We start from the raw sequence: 19,513 nt of genomic DNA on the forward strand, positions 1-19,513 counted from the left end.
AACCGGACTCGAACCGATGACCTTCGGGTTATGAGCCCGACGAGCTACCTACTGCTCCATCCCGCGATATTGGATTGCAAAGGTACGAATATTTTTTACAAATCCTAATTTTTCTTTTAAATAAAGGGCTTTTATGAAAACTATTTTATTATTTGTATCTTTGTTTTATGGCAAAAATATTGAAAATTTACCCGGACAATCCACAGGAAAATCTTGTGAATGAAGTCATTAAAACATTAAATAACGGCGGATTGATTATCTATCCTTCAGATACAATTTATGCCCTAGGCTGTAATATTTTTGATATAAAAGCCATGGAAAAACTTGCTCAACTTAAAAAAATGAAGCTAGAAAAGTCGAAATTCTCAATAATCTGTAATGATCTGAGCCATCTTTCCGACTTTACAAGACCTATTGATACTTCTGTTTTCAGATTTCTGAAAAGCCACCTTCCCGGTCCCTTCACCTTTATTCTTGAAGCCAACAAAAGTTTACCATTAGCTTATAAAGGGCACAAAACAATCGGTATCCGTGTTCCTGATCACCCGATTCCACAGCTTATTGTTGAAAAACTGGGCCATCCTATCGCCTCCACCTCCATCAGAGATGATGATGAGATCATCGAATATTCTACTGATCCTGAACTTATCGCTGAAAAATATGATCATTTAGTAGATATCGTCATTGATTCCGGGTATGGAGACAATGTTGCTTCTACGATTGTAGACCTTACTTCCGGAGAGCCTGAAGTTATCCGTCAGGGAAAAGGAATTATTTAGTTTTAAGTCTATAATGAAAAGGTAGAAGTTGACAATTTAGGGATGATAGATTATGATTATGGACATTAAGGGGAAATATTCTATAGGAATTTTACTCACGTTTGTGCTTTTGGCAGCAGCAATGCTTTACATTTTTCCGGTGATAGGCATGATTACCGGCATAAAAGAAATCTCTGCCATCAGTTTCTTCTGGAGCAGGATTGGAATATGGTGTATTTTACTTATTACCTTTCTATATAATTACTCTATAGAGAAAAACTCTTTCCTATTGAAAGAGGAGAAAAAATATTCCGCTACATTCTATATTAAAGCTATTGTTTCCTTATATCTGATCTGTAGTGTCGGAGGAGCATTTTTGAATCTGATCATCCAATTCTTTACTCATGAAAAAATAAGCAGCAAGCTTTTTCAGCTTTCTTTAATTTTTAAGAACAATTATTTTTTAATTATTTTTACAAGTTTTACGGCAGGTGCTGTGGAAGAATTTCTGATGCGTGGATATATACAGCCCAGGATTGAGAAGATATACAACAGTCCTGTATTTGGAATCCTTATTTCTTCCCTCTTATTCGGAATTCTTCACAGTACGTATGGAACCATAGGTCAGGTCGTTGTCCCTTTCTTCATTGGTCTCGTTTTTGCCGTTTTTTATAAAAAATATTCAAATATCAAAATTCTGATCATCTGTCATTTTCTGATTGATTTTATATCTCTTATGATCATGAATTCTATTGATAGTAAACATTTATCTGTATTTTTAACATTATGAAAATTATAACATCACCTGCCAAATTAATGAATGTAGAAAACACAACGGAACTGTTGAAATCTACGACTCCGAAATTCATTGAAGAGGCAGCATTTATACAAACTTATTTAAAAGAAAAATCGCCCAAATACCTTTCAGAATTAATGGAAATATCGGCTAAACTGGCTGATGAGAACTGGGAGAGAAACCAAAAATGGAAATCAAAACCTACGGCTAAAGAATCTGCACCTGCAATGTTTGCATTTACGGGTGAAGTATACAGAGGTTTGGATGCCAAAACACTGGACAAAGATGCCGTAGATTATCTGCAGAAAAATTACAGAATGCTTTCTGGATTATATGGACTTTTGAAACCTTCCGATAAAGTGATGCTTTACCGATTGGAAATGGGACGTCCTTTCGAATTCGATCAGTATAAAAATCTTTACGAGTTCTGGAGAGAAAAAATCACAGATCAGCTGAACACCGAAATGAAAAAAGGGGAAATCCTTCTTCATCTTGCCAGCAATGAATATGGAAAAGTAATCGACAGAAAAAAGCTGAACCATACTGTTGTTGATTTCGATTTCTACGAATTAAAAGACGGAAAACTGAAAACCATTGTAGTGTATACCAAACATGCCAGAGGACTTGTTGTAAGATTCTGCGCTGAAACCAATGCCAAAACATTGGAAGATGTAAAAGCTTTCAACTACGAAGGATACAGAATTGATGAAGAAAAATCTACCGATACAAAACTTGTTTTTACCCGATAAATGAATATTCCAGAAATCCAAAATATTGTATTTCCAAAGATTTTGAAACTTGTCTTTTCGATGGGTTTTGTAATCTCCTGTGCTCAGGAAAAAGAAGCATCAATTAATGGATTTCTGGACAATCATACTTTTAACAGTTCTTATAGCGATACACTGTACTTTAGGACCAACAACATTTTCGCAGTCACAAAATTAAAGAATCCCGAAAGAAAAACCGGCAATCTGGTCAATCGTGATGGGCTTTCTTATATTCAGGAGTCGTACACAGAATATCTTCCGGACGGCAGAAAACTGTATCAAAGACGTTATTACGACACCAATTCAATTGAAGAAAAGTTTCATTATAAAAATAATCTTCTTATTCTTAAAGAATCTGTAGAGAATAAAAAACTCTATCATTATAACTGGCTTTTCTACAACAAAGAAAATTATCTTCAGGAAGAAATCAATTATAAAATAGACGAAGGAAAACCTTTTATTTATGACGGCTATATACAGTATAATTACTCTTCAGAACCTAAAAAAACAACTGTTAAAATCATTGATTACGGTTATGATTCCTTAGCAAATCCTGAAGAAGAATATACTTTTGAATTTCCCTATCTTACTAAAAAAACTCCTTTATATCAGTCTAAAATCCATCGTTATCAATGGATAAGCAGAACCTATAAACCTATTGATATTAAAGATTACATTATTAAAGACCGGGATGTAACCTTCAGTTATGATAAAAATGGCTATCTGCTTTCAGAAATCTGGCTGGCCAATCATCAGTCCCTGGAAAATAAAACGGAATATTATTATTCAAACGACTATCATGAGCGTACTGAACAGGAATATCATATGCTTGGGAAAGAAAAATCTACAAAGACTCTCAGAAAATATGATGATCACAACAATCTTGTTTTTGAACAAAGCATAGAATATACAGGACATCCTCTATCCGCAGAGTTTTTTGAGTATATTTATGATAAACAGGGAAACTGGATTTCAAAAAAACAATATCGACAAAATACTGACAAAGGACCCAACAGCAAAAAGGAACTCGTTGATTACGAATATCGTGAAATTCAATATTACAACCCGAATTCTCAACCCAGAAGTTTCACTTTACCCGATTTCCCAAAAGATGCAGACAATATAAGAACCCAAATTCCTAAAGTATGTGCTGAAAAACAGAATACAATTGATGCCTTTCAGAATGCTGTAAAAACAGGAAACTTCGACACTGAGATTACGCTGAGAAAAGCGAAGACTCTTGAAGAGTTTACTCCCAAATTCTGGACTTTAAAAGATCAGGCAACAGGAAATCTGGATGACAGTCCTGAAGATGAAGCTGTTTGCGTTTACGAAACACCAATAGAAGATGATTTTGGTTTCACCCAGGTTCTGGCTATCTACAAAAAAGAAGGCGAAAATTGGGTATTATGGAACCAGTTCAGCAACACAATCCTTCCTAGCGAACATGGAGGAATGATGGGCAATCCTTATGAAGGAATCAGCATCAAAAACAAAACAATTGTTATTGATCATTTTGGAGGAAGCCGTCAAAAATGGCATTATACCCATCGATACAGATTTCAGAACAACAACTGGTACTTAATCGGTGCCTCTGTAGATTTTGGGTCACCATGTGATTATTTTCAGTCGCTGGACTATAATTTATCCACAGGAGATGCCATATTTGGCTATTCATCCGAAAATTGCAATAAAAGCCATCCGGTACAAACAAAAAACTGGAAAGAAAAAATCAACAAAAAAATTCCTTTGCCCAGAATGGATGAAGTCCAGGTTGGCGAAAGTAAAATTGAACTAAAAAGTAAAAAAACAGAAATGTTTTACTAAATACAATGACAATATCAGCACTTAGAAAAGAATTTTCCGCACAACTTTCAGACATCTACACAGAATCAGAAAGTACATTTATCTTTCAGATTTTTGTAGAGAACATTCTGGAATTAAATACTATTCAACAACGTCAGCTGGCTGATCAGGAAGTCTCTTCAGAGAATGAAAGCAAATTTCAGCAGATTATTTCAGCATTAAAAACAGGAAAACCTTATTTACAGATCTTGGGAGAAACAGAATTCTACGGAATGAAGTTCTTTGTGGACGAAAACGTACTGATTCCCCGTCCGGAAACAGAAGAACTGCTGGAAATGGCTATTCAAAAAATCCAACTTTTACCGCTTGGCAATTCAGTCCTAAAAATTTTAGATATTGGAACCGGAAGCGGAGTAATTCCTTTAGTCCTAAAAAAACACTTCCCCAATGCTGAAATTTCATCGATCGATTTTTCTGAAAAAGCATTAGAAACGGCTCGCAAAAATGCAGATTTTCATTCGCTTGATGTTAAATTCCTTCATGCAGACTATCTTCAGTTTGCCCTGGAAGAAAAATATGATGTTATTATTTCCAATCCACCTTACATAGGAATTGAAGAAGAAACGGAAATCGCTGATTCTGTTAAAGAATTTGAGCCTAAAATGGCCCTTTTCTCCCCTACTTCGGATGCTTTGATCTTTTACAGAAAAATTGCAGAAGATGCAAAAAAACATTTAAAAAATGATGGACTTTTGTTTCTGGAAATCAATCAAAAACTGGGGCCGGAAACCCTGGAACTGTACAATTATTTTTCTAACGCTCAATTATTAAAGGATTTATCTGAGAATGACAGGTTTATTTATGGGAAGAAATAAGTAATTTAGATTTCATAAACTTAACCCATGAGATCTTTTCTATTAAACATTGCTATTGGTATTTCAGTTATTTTACAGCTTATTTCCTGTGCAAAGGATCCCAAGGATATTATTAATCAATACCAACAGAAAAAGCCGGATGATTATTCGATTTTAACGATCGGTGATGGCGGCATCTACTCTACTCCCGAGGATCTTTTTAAGTTTGATCAGGCATTACGGAACTATACTCTCATCAATAGAAATAATACAGCTCTTATGTACACTACTGCGAAGTTATTGAACGGACGGCCCTCTAATTATGGATTCGCATGGTTCATTGAAAACAATGCTGAAGAAAAGTCTGTCATGCATACAGGAGGCCTTAACGGTTTCAAAGCACTGTTCTGGAGAGATCTGCAGCACAACAGCTGTATCATTGTACTAGCTGACAAATCAGGAGGATGCTTTTCCCTTGGAGAACTTTTTACATGATATCAAAAAATCAATTCAATAAAAAATGGTAATCAATTCACACGAACTCAACAATACAAAAATTGCAGAGATAATCTCAGAAGAAATGCTTATTCAATCGGTTCAGGATGGGTTGGATCTTATGGGAAATATATATTATCAGGGGTTTGACAAAGTAATTCTGTATGAAAAGAACATCGTACCGGAATTCTTTGATTTAAAAACAAAAATAGCGGGAGAAATTCTGCAAAAGTTTTCCAATTACCGCATTAGCCTGGCTATTGTAGGTGACTTTAGCAAATATGAAAGCAAAAGCTTGAAAGATTTTATTTTTGAAAGTAACAAAACGAAACACGTCAATTTTGTAGAAACGTTGGAACATGCATTACATAATTTTTCCTGATAGCGCTTTTCCAGGCTATTTTGAATAAAAGAAGAAAATTCGCAACACTTTTTGATTCCAGCATATCAACACGGCTCATTATGATTTTCGCTAAATCACCATAAAATATGAGTTAAAAATAACCTAAACAAGTTATAATTCGCATAAAATTTTAAACCAAAATATAGTAATTAAATTAATAACCGCCGATAATTTAAAATTAATCCTCTGAAAATGAGAAGGTAAATATTTTATTCGTATATTTGCAAAAAACACGAGAAAATATGAACTTAACTTATTTAATGGCTTTCACAGCCACTTAACTCAATTTACTTTTTCGACGATCCAGATGAAATAAGATGTACTCTATTAGGAGTATTCTTATGATATTCGTTGTTGGCTTTTGAAACAAAAAGTCTCATTACATCATTTTTTGAATAGAGCAATTCACTGTTTTCAGTGAACTGTTAAATATACTTGTTTCCTGTACGGAACTAAGACTACCGGAGATGCACTTCTTCTAAAAACAACATAACCATCAAAAAACATAAATACACAGATAAAAATTATAAGAACATTATGATTAAAAAATTATTTCTACCAATCGTTTTAGTAAGTTCGTTTTCATTTGCTCAGATAGGGATTAACACACCCACTCCTGATGCCAGCGCAGCTCTTGATATTTACAGTCAAAATAAAGGAATGCTGATCCCAAGACTTACCACCGCAAAAAGAGATGCTATTTCCAACCCGGCCAACTCTCTTCTGATCTATGATACTGATAAAAAGTGCTTAAGTCAGAATATTGGAACTCCAACTTCTCCGGATTGGTTATGCATTAGCAATAATGCGGTAAAAATGTTTTACATGCCGAGTGTATCTTTTGATACTTCTACCAGCGCAACGGGGAGAACTAAAGATTTATATACCTTGTATAAAACTCAATTCGGTTCTCCTAGAGCAAAAAGTACAAGTGCCCCGGCATCTATTCCTTTTTTCCCATCCAGCAGAGACCTTTACTATTATGTAACCGATGCTGATCCTAATGTATTCAGCAATATTACCATTTCTGATGACGGTGTAATGAGGTATGATGTAAAAGCAGCAGCTACAGACTGCTCTTTTATCAATATTGTTTTTGTTGTGAAATAATTGAGCTATGCTAAAAAACACTCAAATGATACGACATAAAAAGCTGTTGTTGATCAGTTCATTGCTCATTTTCTCACAAAATATCAAAGCACAGAACGAGCAGGGAACAGGATATCCGTACTTTGTTAATTTCACCCAGGGATTACAACCTCAGGAAGCTTATAAAGTAGCTACCAGCGGGGTTCAGAATGACGCAACCTTTACCACAGACGGACTGCGGCTGACCCGAAGTGTAAATAATATTTCAGGGGGAGTCATTCTGGCTGATAAAATATTCAAAAGTGATCAGGGGATCAAATTTGAATTTGAATTTGCTATTTATGGAGGAAATACCAACGGTGGAGATGGAATCTCTATATTCCTGGTAGACGGATCGATCCCTAAAGACCAGCTTAATCTTGGATACTTTGGTGGCGGATTAGGATACAGCTTTGTACGTGGAAGAGAGTCTACAGAAGGGCTTAGAGGAGCTTATCTGGGGATAGGTCTTGATGAGTTCGGAAATTTTAAAACAAGCTTTAACCAGGGTGAAAGGGTAAGAAACGGAATATTTGGAGTAGGGCTTGCCGATGGACGAAGCAATGTTTCGCTAAGAGGTAAACGAGGAAACCAATCTCTGTCTTCAGCTGAGCCTGCAGGATATAACGGTTATCCGTTACTTTATAGTATTGCGACCAATGCCTCTCCTTCCAGCAGCAACAGATCTGCTTATCTGAATCCTGCTACGGGAAAATATGTCGGTATTCAAAACACAACGCTGCAGCAATTCAGTATTGAAAGTGGCGGAACAACGATTCCTCTGAATGAAAATGACGCAAGATACCGTAAAGCCTATATTGTCTTGGTTCCCAATCCTGCCGGAGGGTATAATATAACTCTGGAAATACAACACGGAACGGTAAAAGAAAAAGTAATCGATAATTATTATTATCCAACTTCTCTGAAATATACGGAAACAACCATATCCAACAGTACCGTAAGAACATTGGATACTTCAGCACCTTCCACTTTCAGAATTGGCTTTGCAGCATCTACAGGAGCTGCTAAAAATATACATTTATTGAAAAACCTGGGGGTAACAAGGCCTTATGCTGCGGAAGTAACAGATGACCTGTTTGCAGGTTGTCCGGGGATAAAATCAACATTCTATCCTTTGCTTAACGATGCGGCTTATTCTTCAGCAATTGGTCAGAATCCGCCAACACTGTCCTATAACAACCTTGATTTTAATTCATTCCGTTTTTTGGATAATAATGGTGCTGTGATTCCAAATATCACAGGCGGTGTTTATACTAATAGCCAAGGGACATGGACCTATTCACTTGCTACCGGAGCTCTTTCTTTCAAGCCTGCAGGTGGATTCACCGGAGTGGCCCAAATACAGTATGATATTAAAGGTGGTGGGCGCAATGGTACAGAAGCTCCTTACAACAAGGAAGAATACAGATCTTTGCCAGCACTCGTACAGGTTAATATTTCAAGTGCAAATAACTGTAGCAAAGCCTGCGTTATTTCCAACAGAAATGTGACACAGAATATAACGAGATAATTACATAAAAAAACCAGCTTTTAAGAGCTGGTTTTTTTATGATCAATGGATCATCTTATTTTTAATAAAATACTGAACAGCATCTTCTATTGCTTTATCAACAGATTGATATTGAATACCTAACTCCTTTACTGATTTCTGATGAGAATAATAATTACAGATCTGCAATGCTTTCATATTGGAAGTACTCAGATTAGTCTTTATTTTTAATTTTCTCAAACCATCACCCATTAATCCTATAAAACTTAAAACCGTATTGGGAATAGCTATCATAATGGGATTTTGACAGGTAATCTGGTTTACTTTCTCAAAAAATTCTTTATAACTTAAGTTCTCATTGGCTAAAAGATATTTCTCACCGGTTTTACCTTGTTCAACAGCATTGAGAATCCCGTTCGCAGCATCTTCAACATGTACAAAGTTCTTCCCTCCTTTCGGATAGAAAACGATGTTTTTCTTCCATGCCCAAAAGATAATTTTTCCGGAACTTGGCTTGCTGTCATAGGCTCCGATCATAAAAGTTGGATTTACGATCACCACCTCTGTGCTTTTACGGTTCTTTAAAAGATAATCTTCTGCTGCAATTTTACTTTGAGCATAGAATGAATGGGTAAAAGGATAAAGTTGCGGAGCTTTTTCAGTTCCCCAGAATCCTGTATTTCCAAACCCCAGCGTATTGGCTGTACTTACAAACAAAAATCTTTTTACTTCCATCCGTTCTGCATGGGTGAACAGATTCACTACGATTTCATAGTTTACTTTTCTATATTCACTGTAACTGATTAGGTTTTGACGTGTTTCTGCTGCAATATGAATGATACAGTCTATATCGGTAAGAAATACTGACAGATCGGACGAAAGATCCGTTTCCAACAGTTTCAGATTTTCGTTTTCTTCGCCCAGCCAGCTGCTTTTCTTGCGCACCAGAGCAATAACAGAATAACCATTTTGTAATAATTTAAGGATAACATTAGTTCCCAGGAGACCCGTTGCTCCGGTTACGCAAACTTTTTTCATGATTCTATTTCTCTTTTTATCGCCTGGGTCATCAGTGGAAGCTTTATCCATACCGGTAGCAACTTCATGATCAGCCAGCTGATGGGATTCACCATAATTACGGAATCTTTTTTAAACAACTGATGAATGCTGTAAGATGCCACTTTATCCGGATTTAAAAGAGTCAGTTTTCCCCAAAAACCCTGTTTTTCAATTCTTTTGCAGACATCCGTATTGGTTTTCATAGCTCCGGGATTTACTACGCTTACAAAAACACTCGTTCCTTTCAGTTCTTCATGAAGCCCTCTGGAAAATGAGTAAATAAAACTTTTGGAAGCCGGATAAACCGTTTTGAATCCTATCGGAGAAAAAGCTGCCATACTGGAAACATTTAAAATATACGCTTCAGGTTGCTTTAATAGATTAGGAAGCAGCTGATGGGTAATAAGGGATGTTGCAGCCACATTTACCTGAAGAATAGTATTGATATAGTCTGCCGTAGCTTCTGTAAACTTTTTTGTACCGCCCAGTCCTGCATTATTGATCAGAATATGAATATCAAAAGAACGGTTAAGCCATTCTGTAAGCTTCATTACGTTTTCATTAACAGAAAGATCTGTTTCATAATAATGAACTTTTACCTCATAAAGCTCTTTCAAGTCTTGGGAAAATTCTTTGAGATTCTGATTTGGCAGACTTATCAGAATCACATTGATGTTCTTTTTTGCCAGATTTTCGGCAAACGCTTTCCCCAAACCCTGGCTTGCTCCTGTGACTACTGCATAAGATTTTTTGGTCTCCATAAGATTAAATTTATGGGTACAAATCTATAGGGAAAGGGATCGGAAAATGTTCCAGATTATCTGAGTGAACCAATTTTAAAGGGATCAAACAAAGTTTCACAAACAACTTAAAATCAATTACTTAAAACATAAAAAAGTAAAACTTTATAAACCGGAACTTATTTCCTGAACTCAGAAGGTGTTTTACCGGTTACTTTTTTAAAAGTAGTATTAAAAGAGGTTTTAGAATTGAATCCTGACTCGTAAGCAATTCCCAAAACAGATAGTTTACTGTGAGTTTCTTTCAGAAGTTTTTGGGCATACTCCACTCTGAATTCATTAACGTACTGGAAAAAGTTTTTTCCAAAACCTGTATTGATCACATAGGATAAATGATGGGTAGAAACAGCGAGCATTTCTGCAAGTTTGATAAGGTTCAATTCACTGTCTAGGTAAGGCTTTTGAGTATTCATAAGGTTTTCCAGTGATGTTTTAATCTTATAAAGTTCTTCATCGGAAATCAGTTTTTTCTTAATTTCTTCAGAATCGTTGTTATCATTAATGGAAATCAGTTCTTCCCTCTGTTTTTCTTCCAAAGGATAGATTTCTTTCTGTTTTAATGAATAATATCCTACGAAATAGATTACCAATAAAAAGACAGTATTGATGAAGAAATTCAAGGATTTAGGGTCATAAAACAGATTGTAAATCACATAAATGACATTCACAATTAAAAGTACAAGGATAATGTATTCCAGCCAGTTTAAATTAATTCCTTCTGTATTGGAGGAAAATTGCTGAATCTTCTTTTGATGTTTTCTAATCGTAATATACGACAAGCCTGTATAAAAAAGAGCCTGAATAAGTATCAGCATAATACTCAGATACTCAAAAGGATTTGAATATCCTAATGCGATGCCGCCCAAACACATCAGAAAAACTGCCGGAAAGAGCAGAAATTTAAAGTCTTTAATTCCAAACTTAAAAGAAGGATTGGTATAAAATAATACACTGAAGTAAAAGAAAACCGGTGTCAAATACTGAATAAACCGAACCAAAAACAGAGAATGGAATTCTATTGCAGAACCGGTAATAAAAAAGAAAATCTCATCCAGCCAGAAGGTTGACCAAAGAAATAAGAAAAGCCCAAACCAGAAGTTGGCTTTTCTGTTGACCTTTAGCGGATTGGTTAATTTAAGCAGAGAAAGCAAAACCAATGAACCATAGATAAGTATCACGATGAAACTGTTGAATGCTGATGTGTTCATTGGTTTTGTTATTTTAATTGATCTCTATTTCCTGATAATTTTGTTTACCTGTTTCGTATTATCATTAAATACTATCTCTACAAAGTACATTCCAGACTGATATTCGGCAATGCTGATTTGAGAGGTATCTTTTACTGATTTTAACATTTTCCCGGAAATATCAATCAGCCTGATCTCCTTTACTTTTACCTTAGAATCTACATGAACATAGTCTGATGTAGGATTAGGATAAATTTGAACATTGGCCTTTTTATTAACAATGGCTTCGCTTGCAGAAAGAAACTCTAAAGAATATTTATAAACTCTTCCGCCATTCCCTGTTAAATATAAATAATCACCACCCACTTCCATATTGAAGATCTTAAATCTGGAATCATTATCGTAAATCATATTCCAGTTAACACCTCCATCGGTTGTTTTAAAAACCCAGGTATCGGTGGCCATATATCCTATATTCTGATCAATAAATTTAATCTTCCCAAAGTGAAGGTTGGGTACCTGAGATTGGTTCCAGGTAGCTCCTCCGTCTAATGATCTGTAAAAATTTGTATTGTTTACCAGTGCAAAGATTTGATTTTCATTGATAATGTCGTAAATCATACTGGTAACAGGTACGTTAAGGCATACATTCCACGTCGCTCCTCCATCTAAAGTTTTATAAAGCTGACCCTGGTATTCGTATTTTAAACCATATCCCAAATTAGCATTGAAAAAATTCAGCTTACCGAATACCATGTCTGAAACTTTCTGCCAGGTCGTGGAACCATTTGTGGTTTTAAATAATCCTCCGTTAGAATTACTATATCCACCACTTACATATCCAACATTCTCAGAAGCGAAACTCACCGAGTGTAACGGATTATTCTGAATCACACTACTGGAAGACCAGGTTTGAGCTCCATCTTCTGTTTTCAATACCGATCCTTGCACAGTCCCGATAGAATATCCAACATTATCATTTATAAATGTAAACCCATTACTGAGGGAACCCTGATGAGGAGGAAACTGAACTTTCTGCCATGAGTTTCCGGCATCCGAGGTCTTAAAGAAACCTGCTTTGCTGGTTCTGAAATAGGCAGTATTAGGTGTTGTAAAATGAATTTCATTAATAAGATCGTAGGTAGGAGCATAATCCATCCAGGTTGCTCCTCCATTTTGAGTCTTTATCGTTCTTCCGTTATTACCCGTGCAAATCGCTGTTTGGGAGTCAAAGAAGTATAACCCGTTAAGGTCATAATCGCTATCACTGCCAAACATTAAAATAGCATTAATCTGCTGCCAGGAATCTCCACCATTGGTTGTTTTTGAGATGATTCCATTTTGCCCAACAGCAAATCCGTTATTTTCGTCTAAAAACTGCATACCATATGCTGCATAATGAAAACTGTTAAAAGATAAAGGTGTCCATGTCTGCCCACCATCCGTAGTTTTGAGCATATCTCCGGAACCTTTGCTTACAAATCCTACATTCTGCGACGGGAATACAAGAGAAGAATACTGAACATTGAAACTTGTAGCGGAAGCCGTAGTTACCCATGTATTTCCTCCGTCTACCGTTTTCTGAATTCTCCCATCAGAAGTGGTTGCAATTGCCGTATCTGCATTGGTAAAAACCGTGATAGCTGCTGACATTCCGTTCATTGTTGTGTTAACAGGAAATGTAAGCCCTTTGTCTGAAGATTTGAAAATTTTTGTCTGTCCCGAAATATAAACTACATCATCATTAATAAAATTGATAGAGTTCAAAGATGCTCCTCCAACGATGTTAACAGGAGTCCAGGTTGCTCCATAATCTTCGGAACGGAGGACTGCATTATCCCCTACAATAAACCCAACATTGTTTCTGAATTTAATGTCAACAGGAGCAAAATTAAGAGTTTGTTTGAGATTCCAGGTAACTCCTTTATCATTAGTAGATAGGAGTTCCTTGTTGTTGTTGATGATAAAACCTGAATTACTGTTAGAAAATGTAATTTTAATGGCTTTAGCATCTGCGGGTTTTGGTGTTAACCTTGTAAAATTATTTTGTGATAAAAAAAAATTACTGGCTAACACCAAAAGAAGGTTAATAGTTTTTTTCATGTATAGTTAATTGATTCTCTTTTTTATAAAGATCTGGTAGGCCAGATACAGTAATGGAAGAGACATAATTCCGAGGTAGGTCATATGAGTTACTGCCTGCTGTGGATGTATGGCAATGGAATACACCAATCCAAAGAAAGCACCTCCAAGATGGGCTGCATGCCCCAGGTTATCCCATTGTTTTGGATTCAGCATCATGTAAACGGAATATCCGAAATAAAGAGTACCAAACAACCAGCCGGGTAAGAAATTGACACTGATCTCATTAGGAGCCATTGCTATGGAGGCAAAAATGATTCCTGATACGGCACCTGATGCTCCAATGGCAGAATACCAAGGCTGTCTCTGATAAATTTTCAAACTGAATAGGTTACCCAGAAGCATCGCTCCAAAATAAATAATCAGGAAACCTATCTCACCAAAAAAGCTGACCACTACTCCCTGAAAAAAATACAGGGAAAGCATATTGAAAAACAAATGCATAAGATCTGCATGCAAAAAGGCAGAGCTGACAAGTCTTACATATTCTTTACGATTGGTAATGGCTCCTACATTGAATTTATATTTTTCAAATAATGCCGTATTATTAAAGCCCATGTAACTGAAAATACATGTAGCGGCTATAATAATCAAAACAATTGTATTCATCTTAATGTTTTTTTATGATTAAAAGAAACCGTTATTTATTCAGTTTCATGAGTACCACCTTCTTCAAATAAATCTCCGATAATTCCACCCTCTTCATCTGTATCTCCTGTAGATTCCGGTTCTTCATATACTTCTGGTTCTTCTTCTATCGGTTCCGGAATGGTAATATTAATAGCTTTTACTTTAAATTTTGTGAACTGGTTTCCGATGGCTTTTATTCCTTTTACCGCAATAAACTCATCGATATTTACAATTTCAGAATCACGTTCTTTGCCTTTATCTTTTGCAAAAATGATTTCCGCTGTAGCCTCATTTGCTACAATGACATTCTCTATGAATGATTTCGGATGTTCAGATGGCATGAAGGTCTGTACATTAACAGTATTTTCCAGCAGGAATCTCTTGATGAAGTAAATATCTTTCTCTCCATCATAATAAATACAGGTAATAGGCTGCTCAGGTCTCCATTTTTCCAACACCAGATATTCGTCATCAAAACGGTTTCCAAGATCAAAAGACACTAGCTTTACTTCCCCGTTTGTATTGATTGTCAGAATTCTGTCATCTCCTTTGAAACTTCCCAATAAGGTTCCTCTCACATCTGCATTCAGTCTTCTTACAGTATCATCAAACCAGATTTTTCTTGGAGCAAGCGTAGATACTCCTTCTTCTTTCATATCTACCTTTTTTACCGCATATTTGGTCACCAGATTTCCTTTCGAGTCACGTCCTTTGATCGCAAGATCAGAGAAATTGATCTCCATTTTGTTTTTTCTGATTCTTGGATTTGGTTTTAAAAGTACAGATACTGTTTCTGCCTCTCCATTAGGATTTGCCGAAAAGTAAAGGGTCTCTGAACCTTTTTTATCGGAAGCCAGCGGATAATCTGTATTTCTTGTTACCCCTGTTACGGAGAAACGCTTCATATAATAAGGTCCTTCTCTACCCTCACGGTAGATCATATTGTAGACGGTTCTTTTATCATTTTTCTTCCAGATGGCAACGTGAAGAATATCTTTACCAATAAAGGTTTTGGCTTCCACTTTTACCACTTTCATACTTCCGTCTTTTCTGAAAGTAATGATATCATCAATATCCGAACAATCGAACAGATATTGGTCTTTTTTAAGTGAAGTTCCGATGAAACCTTCTTCGAAATTGGCATAGAATTTTTCATTGGCAACGGCTACTTTTGTGGCATCAATGGTATCAAAAATCCTAAGTTCCGTTTTTCTCTGTCTGTCTTTACCATATTTTTTCTGGATATTCAGGTAATAATCAATAGCATACGCCACAAGATTGGCAAGGTTGTATTTTACCTGATCTATTTTACCTTCCAGAGAAGCAATGTTTTCTTTGAATTTATCTAAATCGAATCTTGAAATTCTCTTGATTCTGATCTCTGTTAATTTCAGAATATCTTCCTCCGTTACCGCTCTTAATAGATGTCCTGTATGAGGTTTCAATCCTGCATCAATGGTTTTCAGTACATCTTCCCAGGTTTTTACCTCTTCGATATCGTGGTAAATTCTGTTTTCAATAAAAATTCTTTCCAAAGAGGAGAAGTGCCAGCTTTCCTGCAACTCATGAAGTTCAATTTCAAGCTCTTTTTTAAGTAAAGAAACGGTATGATCTGTATTCATTTTCAGAATATCAGATACATTCATGAACATTGGTTTATCTCCCACAATAACGCATGCGTTCGGAGAAATCGTTACCTGACAGTCTGTGAAAGCATACAATGCATCAATCGTCTTATCAGGAGAAACATCGTTGTGAATATGAATCAGGATCTCTACCTTATCTGAGGTATTATCTTCTATCTTCTTGATTTTGATTTTCCCTTTCTCATTGGCTTTTAAGATCGAATCAATAAGATCTGTAGTCGTTTTGGAATAGGGAAGCTCAGAAATAACAAGAGTATGTTTATCGGTCTGGGTAATTCTGGCCCGAGCTCTTACTTTCCCTCCTCTATGACCGTCATTATATTCAGAAACATCGAGGTAGCCGGCTGTTAAGAAGTCCGGATACAATTCAAATTTCTTTCCTTTTAAATAAGATACAGAAGCGGTGATAAGCTCATTGAAGTTGTGAGGCATTATTTTTGTTGACAATCCTACACCAATTCCTTCTACTCCCTGAGCAAGAAGCAAAGGAAACTTTACGGGTAAATCAATAGGTTCATTGTTTCTTCCGTCATAAGATTTTGTCCATTCCGTAGTTTTTGGGTTGAAGACTACTTCCAGGGCAAAAGGCGTTAATCTGGCTTCAATATATCTTGCTGCAGCAGCAGAATCTCCTGTATAGATATTTCCCCAGTTTCCCTGAGTATCTATCAGCAATTCTTTTTGCCCGATCTGCACCATGGCATCTGTGATGGAAGCATCACCATGAGGGTGGTATTTCATCGTATTCCCTACGATATTGGCCACCTTATTGTAACGGCCATCTTCCAGTTCCCGCATGGAATGCATAATTCTTCGCTGAACGGGCTTCAGGCCATCAAACACTGAAGGAATAGCCCTATCTAAAATTACATAAGAAGCATAATCCAGAAACCAGTCTTTGTAAAGACCGGAAACTTTCTTCAAGCTTTCCCCCTCATGCGAATATTCGTCTGTCGTCATCTGTTTTTAATCTTTTTTCTCTTTATTAGCTTTTACTACTTTATTCAGAGAGAGTTTTAAATCGTTTATTTCTTTTCTGGTCAAATAAGAGATTTCATATTTCAGCATCGTAGAACCACTGTTCTTACTGGTTACTGTAATGTATAATCTTTTGATCAATACAATGTTGATAATATCATACTTGATCAGTTTATATTTGGGGAATTCGTCATGCAGTGGCTTGTCCAAAAAAGGAATAATATTCCTGTTTTTAAAATTCAGAGCTTCACCATCGCTGTCGTATTCAAAAATTTGCCGGCCCATAAAATAATAAATAGCCAGCATAAAAACGGGGACAGCAATCAGTAAATAACTTTCATCTCCCAATATTTTGAATCTATATTTATTAGCCATAAATATAATTATTCCAAACACTGTCAGCATAATAAGGAGGGTACTTATAGAGTTGTAAACTGATGCCTTGTTGCGGTTACTTAATCTCATTTTGTATTTGATTGTAATTTTTTAAATTTCTATTTCATCTAAAAAGTGTTTTATTTGTGTTGTTGTTTTTTGTGTTTACGATCTAATTTTTAATGCATCATTTGAGGTTTATCTAGCTTTCCCTTTCATCCAGAATTTTCTTCTTATCAATATCTGTATCATCTTCTACTACTAGATTTTCAAGGATAAAGACCTGTCTGTCCGGAGTATTTTTCCCCATATAGAACTCCAGAAGCTGTTCGATCGTCTGATCTTTTCCTACAACTACAGGTTCAAGGCGGATATCTTTTCCTATAAAGTGTTTAAATTCATCCGGAGAAATCTCTCCCAGTCCTTTGAATCGGGTAATTTCCGGGTTTTTACCAAGTTCATTCAGTGCTTTTACTCTTTCTGCTTCCGAATAACAATATCTGGTTTCCTTTTTATTTCTCACCCTAAATAATGGAGTCTGCAGGATATACAGGTGACCATTCTTAATCAAGTCCGGGAAGAACTGCAGGAAGAAGGTAATCATCAGCAATCGAATGTGCATTCCGTCCACATCGGCATCGGTAGCAATAATGACCTGATTGTATCTCAAATCTTCAAGGCTTTCTTCAATGTTTAGAGCGGCCTGAAGAAGGTTGAACTCTTCATTCTCGTAAACCACTTTTTTGGTAAGGCCATAGCAGTTCAAAGGTTTTCCTTTCAGAGAAAATACAGCCTGTGTTTCTACATCTCTTGACTTTGTGATAGATCCTGATGCAGAATCACCCTCGGTAATGAAAATCTGTGTATCACCTTTTCTTTCCGCTTTCTGATCGTTGTAATGCTGTCTGCAGTCACGAAGTTTTTTATTGTGGAGAGAAACTTTCTTAGCTCTTTCTCTTGCCAGTTTCTGGATTCCTGAAAGTTCTTTTCTCTCTCTTTCTGAGATCAATATTTTCCGCTGGATAGCCTCTGCAATTTCCGGATTCTTGTGAAAGAAGTTATCCAGTTTGCTTTTAAGAAAATCGATAATGAATGTTCTTACGGTAGGTCCATTGGGGCCTATATCATTAGATCCCAGCTTGGTTTTAGTTTGCGATTCAAAAATAGGTTCTTCAACGTTGATGGATATTGCGGCAATAATAGATTTCCTGATATCGGAAGCATCAAAGCTTTTATTAAAAAATTCGCGAACTGTTTTTACATAAGCTTCACGGAATGCATTAAGGTGAGTCCCCCCCTGCGTTGTATTCTGTCCATTAACGAATGAAAAATAAGTTTCCGTCTGCGATTTATCCGAGTGGGTAATAGCCACTTCAATATCGTTGTCTTTTAAATGAACAATCGGATAAAGAATATCGCTTTGTAGCTCTTCTTCAAGGAGATCTTTAAGACCATTTTCAGAAAAATAAGTTTCTCCATTGAAAAGAATTTTCAGTCCTGGGTTCAAATATGCATAATTGCGGAGCATTCTCTCGATATACTCTTTTCTGTATTTGAAGTGCAGGAATATTTCGCCATCGGGAATAAAGGAAATCTCTGTACCGTTTCTGTCGGAGGTCTCTTTTTCCTCAAAATTTTCGTTGATAAGTCCACGGGAAAATTCTGCAGCTTTCATTTTTCCATCACGGAAAGAACGCACTCTGAAATACTCAGAAAGGGCGTTTACCGCCTTGGTACCGACACCGTTCAAACCTACCGATTTTTTGAAGGCTTTACTGTCGTACTTACCTCCGGTATTCATTTTGGAAACGGCATCTACTACCTTCCCCAAAGGGATTCCACGGCCAAAGTCACGAATCGTAACCTTACCGTCGTCCAGTTTTATTTCAATTCTTTTCCCTGATCTCATCCTGAACTCGTCGATAGAGTTATCAAGGATTTCTTTAAGCAAAATATAAATACCGTCATCAGCAGACGACCCGTCACCAAGCTTCCCGATATACATACCGGGGCGCAGACGGATGTGTTCCTGCCAATCGAGGGTTCTGATATTATCTTCTGAGTAGGTTGGATTTATTTCTTGTGACATATATTTCAGCAAACATACAAAAGTACAAAAATGTATAAAATTATCCGAATTTTTTCCATCTGTTTTTTTATAAGAATTCTCTATAAATAT

At 36.2% G+C, this 19,513-nt stretch carries 17 protein-coding genes; 9 read left to right on the forward strand and 8 right to left on the reverse strand.

Annotated features, from left to right (window positions below; all coding sequences use genetic code 11):
- Window positions 1–167: 167 nt before the first annotated feature.
- The 9 genes from ACQ76T_RS08415 to ACQ76T_RS08455 all read left to right on the forward strand — a co-directional run bounded on the left by ACQ76T_RS08415 (window position 168) and on the right by ACQ76T_RS08455 (window position 8,538).
- A complete protein-coding gene (locus ACQ76T_RS08415; RefSeq protein ID WP_422692663.1) occupies window positions 168–779 on the forward strand; it encodes an L-threonylcarbamoyladenylate synthase in 612 nt (203 codons plus the stop codon).
- A gap of 58 nt (window positions 780–837) precedes the next feature.
- Window positions 838–1,548 (forward strand): CPBP family intramembrane glutamic endopeptidase, encoded by a 711-nt coding sequence (locus ACQ76T_RS08420; protein WP_431342859.1) that lies wholly within the window; start codon window positions 838–840, stop codon window positions 1,546–1,548.
- Window positions 1,545–2,303, forward strand: coding sequence for a peroxide stress protein YaaA (gene yaaA / locus ACQ76T_RS08425; RefSeq protein WP_431342860.1), 759 nt, complete (start codon window positions 1,545–1,547; stop codon window positions 2,301–2,303). The genes ACQ76T_RS08420 and yaaA overlap by 4 nt, the downstream gene beginning before the upstream one ends.
- The gene (locus ACQ76T_RS08430) at window positions 2,304–4,148 is read left to right on the forward strand and encodes a hypothetical protein (RefSeq protein ID WP_431342861.1); all 1,845 of its coding nucleotides are present in this window, start codon (window positions 2,304–2,306) and stop codon (window positions 4,146–4,148) included.
- 5 nt (window positions 4,149–4,153) lie between these two features.
- Window positions 4,154–5,002, forward strand: a complete 849-nt coding sequence (gene prmC, locus ACQ76T_RS08435; RefSeq protein ID WP_431342862.1) for a peptide chain release factor N(5)-glutamine methyltransferase — start codon at window positions 4,154–4,156, stop codon at window positions 5,000–5,002.
- A gap of 27 nt (window positions 5,003–5,029) precedes the next feature.
- Window positions 5,030–5,476, forward strand: coding sequence for a serine hydrolase (locus ACQ76T_RS08440; protein WP_431342863.1), 447 nt, complete (start codon window positions 5,030–5,032; stop codon window positions 5,474–5,476).
- A gap of 25 nt (window positions 5,477–5,501) precedes the next feature.
- Window positions 5,502–5,858: a DUF4180 domain-containing protein gene (locus tag ACQ76T_RS08445; RefSeq protein ID WP_431342864.1), complete on the forward strand. Its 357-nt coding sequence runs from the start codon at window positions 5,502–5,504 to the stop codon at window positions 5,856–5,858.
- Window positions 5,859–6,416: 558 nt separating this feature from the next.
- Window positions 6,417–6,989: a hypothetical protein gene (locus tag ACQ76T_RS08450; RefSeq protein WP_431342865.1), complete on the forward strand. Its 573-nt coding sequence runs from the start codon at window positions 6,417–6,419 to the stop codon at window positions 6,987–6,989.
- 25 nt (window positions 6,990–7,014) lie between these two features.
- Complete coding sequence (locus ACQ76T_RS08455) at window positions 7,015–8,538, forward strand: lectin-like domain-containing protein (protein WP_431342866.1); 1,524 nt, start codon at window positions 7,015–7,017, stop codon at window positions 8,536–8,538.
- Window positions 8,539–8,580: 42 nt separating this feature from the next.
- On the opposite strand, the gene ACQ76T_RS08460 is transcribed toward ACQ76T_RS08455, so the two are convergent.
- The 8 genes from ACQ76T_RS08460 to ACQ76T_RS08495 form a co-directional block, all read right to left on the reverse strand.
- The gene (locus tag ACQ76T_RS08460; RefSeq protein WP_431342867.1) at window positions 8,581–9,555 is read right to left on the reverse strand and encodes an NAD-dependent epimerase/dehydratase family protein; all 975 of its coding nucleotides are present in this window, start codon (window positions 9,553–9,555) and stop codon (window positions 8,581–8,583) included.
- Window positions 9,552–10,337, reverse strand: a complete 786-nt coding sequence (locus ACQ76T_RS08465; RefSeq protein ID WP_431342868.1) for an SDR family NAD(P)-dependent oxidoreductase — start codon at window positions 10,335–10,337, stop codon at window positions 9,552–9,554. Before ACQ76T_RS08465 ends, ACQ76T_RS08460 begins: the two co-directional genes overlap by 4 nt.
- A gap of 158 nt (window positions 10,338–10,495) precedes the next feature.
- Window positions 10,496–11,584 (reverse strand): helix-turn-helix domain-containing protein, encoded by a 1,089-nt coding sequence (locus tag ACQ76T_RS08470; RefSeq protein WP_431342869.1) that lies wholly within the window; start codon window positions 11,582–11,584, stop codon window positions 10,496–10,498.
- Window positions 11,585–11,608: 24 nt separating this feature from the next.
- A complete protein-coding gene (locus ACQ76T_RS08475; protein ID WP_431342870.1) occupies window positions 11,609–13,666 on the reverse strand; it encodes a YCF48-related protein in 2,058 nt (685 codons plus the stop codon).
- Window positions 13,667–13,672: 6 nt separating this feature from the next.
- Window positions 13,673–14,314, reverse strand: a complete 642-nt coding sequence (locus tag ACQ76T_RS08480; RefSeq protein WP_431342871.1) for a rhomboid family intramembrane serine protease — start codon at window positions 14,312–14,314, stop codon at window positions 13,673–13,675.
- 35 nt (window positions 14,315–14,349) lie between these two features.
- Window positions 14,350–16,941, reverse strand: a complete 2,592-nt coding sequence (locus ACQ76T_RS08485) for a DNA gyrase/topoisomerase IV subunit A (protein ID WP_431342872.1) — start codon at window positions 16,939–16,941, stop codon at window positions 14,350–14,352.
- Window positions 16,942–16,947: 6 nt separating this feature from the next.
- Complete coding sequence (locus tag ACQ76T_RS08490; RefSeq protein ID WP_431342873.1) at window positions 16,948–17,334, reverse strand: hypothetical protein; 387 nt, start codon at window positions 17,332–17,334, stop codon at window positions 16,948–16,950.
- Window positions 17,335–17,536: 202 nt separating this feature from the next.
- Window positions 17,537–19,423: a DNA topoisomerase IV subunit B gene (locus tag ACQ76T_RS08495; RefSeq protein ID WP_431342874.1), complete on the reverse strand. Its 1,887-nt coding sequence runs from the start codon at window positions 19,421–19,423 to the stop codon at window positions 17,537–17,539.
- Window positions 19,424–19,513: the final 90 nt, after the last annotated feature.

Origin of the sequence: Chryseobacterium sp. JK1 (assembly GCF_050632815.1) — a bacterium.
Lineage (GTDB): Bacteria > Bacteroidota > Bacteroidia > Flavobacteriales > Weeksellaceae > Chryseobacterium.